This is a genomic window from Bartonella sp. AP9QHHD, assembly GCF_042195625.1.
Taxonomy (GTDB): domain Bacteria; phylum Pseudomonadota; class Alphaproteobacteria; order Rhizobiales; family Rhizobiaceae; genus Bartonella.
Genome location: NZ_JBHIOP010000109.1, coordinates 1 through 2,916, shown reverse-complemented (window position 1 = coordinate 2,916; position 2,916 = coordinate 1). Strand labels below are relative to the sequence as shown.

Sequence of the window (2,916 nt, the reverse complement as noted above, 5' to 3'; positions counted from 1 at the left end):
CTTTGACGAGAGCACCAACAAAAACCACCTTGAACGTGCATTAGCTTTAGCCAAAGAAGTAGCAAAGGTGAAGCAAGTGAGCTACGCTTTGATTGAACGGGTAGCAAAAGATTTTGATGATCACTCAGAGCTTTCTAGCGAGGAATAACCTCGCTCTTGGAAGGAGAGTTTATTTAAGTCTATTTAGAACAAAGAATAAATTGATTATTTTGAAAAAATCGAGGGGATTATGAATCATGAAATGGATAAAGAAAAAAAGTATGGGGGCAGCTGAGCCGGTGGAATTTAAAAGTCAAAAAGTTTATCAGGAAGATGAACTGTTTGAGCCTGAAACAGTTTCTTCTTGGAAAGAAGAAGGACAGATAGTAACGGGTACAAATGTGGAAAGAATGGTATCAGGAAGAGCACCTATTGGAGTCGATTTTAGACCTATTATGTTACATCCTGTGACACAAGAACAAGATAGTCCTCTCGTTGAGGTTCTCTACTCATTTTATCAAGGCAGGAGTTTGGTTGCTCCTATGAATCCAAAGACAAATTTTATCAGAAAAGTTATTTGTTGGATTTCAAAAAAAATTCCTAAGTAGGAAAAAAGAAAGAGTAATTATTGCAAATATTGAAATAATATCCCTAAAAGGTGCTCTCTAAACTTTAATGATCACCTCCTTTAATTCCATCATATATTGTAAATGCGAGATGATTGTACAGAGACAGATGAGAAAAGAGCTCCGTCAAGAACATATCTCTTATGATTTTATCAATCTCATCTCAATTCCATTGGCTAGAGTAGAAAAAGATTGATCATTAGAAACACTCATTATGAGTAAAAACACGCTGTGACTTATGGAGAAAAATTTATGAAAAGTTATACTTTATCAGATGTTGCACAATATGTTGATATGCATAGTCATGTTATTAATTTTGGTACTCAAGATAATGCACCTGATGAGGTGCGGATTAAAACAGCTGAGAACACTCTTGGTTTACAATTTACCTCTTCCTATAAGAATTTTTTAAAAAATTATGGAGGAGGAGAAATTGGAGGTGAAGAAATATTCAGTATTTATGAAATCTTCGCAGGTATTCCTGCTGGTGATATTGTTTACCGAAATTTGCTCGATAGAAGAGATGGCTTTACGGCTCCCAAACAACTTGTTATCTGCACAACTGATTTTGGTGAAACCTTTTATTTTGATTATACGCAGTTTCGGGATGGTGAATGCCCACTCTATCTTAAGTATACATCTGAAGATTCCGAATATTACGCGAGTAATTTTTATGAATTTCTCTGCAAAAGAATTAAAGAGTATGCAGGGGAAGATTCATGAAAACTTATACCTTAGATGATGTTATACAACTAGTTGATAAATAGGATAATTGCGATTTATTGCTTGTTATGAAAACATCTAAAAAGAGATTGATCATTATAAAGATTAGCAAAATCCCTTTTAATAGACCGTGTCAGTGTTGTCAGTTCTTTTTAGAGCCTATATTATTTTTTTAAATGAGTAAAAATTAAAAACTTTATATTTCAATAGGTTAGTATTTTAAAAACATAACTCATATCAAGAGTACAATCTTTAAAGATAACCAATGATGTGAGTTGAATAAAACTTATCAGTTATGTGTCAGTAAATTGAACTGACAAAATAGATTATTTTAGTGAGTAATTAACGCGTGTCTTATGAAAAGCGTATGAAAGTAAAAACTGATTACGTTATTAAAATCCCTTTTATGAATTTTATCAGTTCATTTGAATAGATAAACTTATGATTTAGAGAATGATTAAGACGTGCTTTATAAAAAGCATATGATCCTTTAAAGCCTTTCAAAAGAAAGGGATTATAATCATAAGAAATGTTATCAAGACTATTGTGGTTATGAGTTTTGAGGTTTTTGAGTATTCCTTTTGACCCCCTTTATATATTTTTTTAATAAACAACCTATATCAAGATACAACCTATAAACACAACCCACGATATATTTTTGAAGGTATTTTGAGGGTTTGAGAAACCTTCAAAGCCTATAAGTAATATAAGAAAATGAATATACATAACTCTCTTTAAACAAAGCTTTTGAAAACAATAAAGCTATCATTTTAGATTACGGTATAAGCTTTGCAATCCAAAATACAGTGTTTTAAAAGTCAAATGATTTCTTTTTAGAATAACGCATGATAAATTATCCTTTTAAAGATTGTATGTAAGCTATTTATAAAGGGGGTATAGAGCCTATAGGTATAAGACCTTATACCCCTTTGTGAGTTTAGCATGCCAAGTCTATTCAGTTCCTCTTATTTCTAATTTTGGTAGTTTTTTCACGATTTTCATTGTTTCTAAACTTACGCTAATAACCCTTTGAAACAAATCCAATGGATAAGCAGGATTTCCAACGGTTTTAACAGCATAGTGATTGGCATCATTAACAATGCCACTCTTTTTATCTGTCTTTACACATTGATGCCCCATAATCCATTCAAGAGCGGGCTTGCCATTGACGATATACTCATAAGCTTCAAGAGGGATATCTGTTATTATAAATAACAGTGGTTTAATTTTTCTCTTTACCTGCTTTTGCGAATTCCATTTCAGTCACGTAATAAAACTTTTCGGAATTAGGGATATCAGTTAATTTGGGATTACCCTTTTTAAAGGTCACTGGATAAGGCTCTACATCTTCATAATTCACGTGCAAATGATCCAGTTCATGCCCTGTTACAACAGAGCTCCGTTTTCATATGAGGGGGTTAATTCTTATCAAAAGAATCAAAACGAAGCTTATTAAATCCATTTTGAATGAATAGTGAGAAAACTGGAAAAAATGCTAAAAAAGCCGATAATTTTTTCAAAAGGGTTTTTAAAGGTACTTATCCACAGCCCATGGCATAGGATAAGATCAGCAAAGTAGTGAAATTTG

Annotated in this window: 2 protein-coding genes and 1 pseudogene; 2 read left to right on the top strand and 1 reads right to left on the bottom strand. The window is 32.4% G+C overall.

The genetic code is table 11. The features are described 5' to 3' along the window. Positions 1–236: 236 nt before the first annotated feature. Both ACFIK4_RS09410 and ACFIK4_RS09405 read left to right on the top strand, forming a co-directional pair. Positions 237–587, top strand: a complete 351-nt coding sequence (locus ACFIK4_RS09410) for an HNH/ENDO VII family nuclease (protein ID WP_375618707.1) — start codon at positions 237–239, stop codon at positions 585–587. A 270-nt stretch (positions 588–857) separates the two neighbouring features. After that, positions 858–1,328, top strand: coding sequence for an SMI1/KNR4 family protein (locus tag ACFIK4_RS09405; RefSeq protein ID WP_375675818.1), 471 nt, complete (start codon positions 858–860; stop codon positions 1,326–1,328). 951 nt (positions 1,329–2,279) lie between these two features. Here ACFIK4_RS09405 and ACFIK4_RS09400 read toward each other — a convergent pair. Further along, positions 2,280–2,721: pseudogene (locus ACFIK4_RS09400) on the bottom strand (type ISP restriction/modification enzyme); the annotation flags it as partial. Positions 2,722–2,916 lie beyond the last annotated feature (195 nt).

What these genes read in the sequence shown, in the direction of transcription:
- ACFIK4_RS09410 (WP_375618707.1), top strand. Translation starts at nt 237, where the DNA reads ATGAAATGGATAAAGAAAAAAAGTATGGGGGCAGCTGAGCCGGTGGAA.
- ACFIK4_RS09405 (WP_375675818.1), top strand. Translation starts at nt 858, where the DNA reads ATGAAAAGTTATACTTTATCAGATGTTGCACAATATGTTGATATGCAT.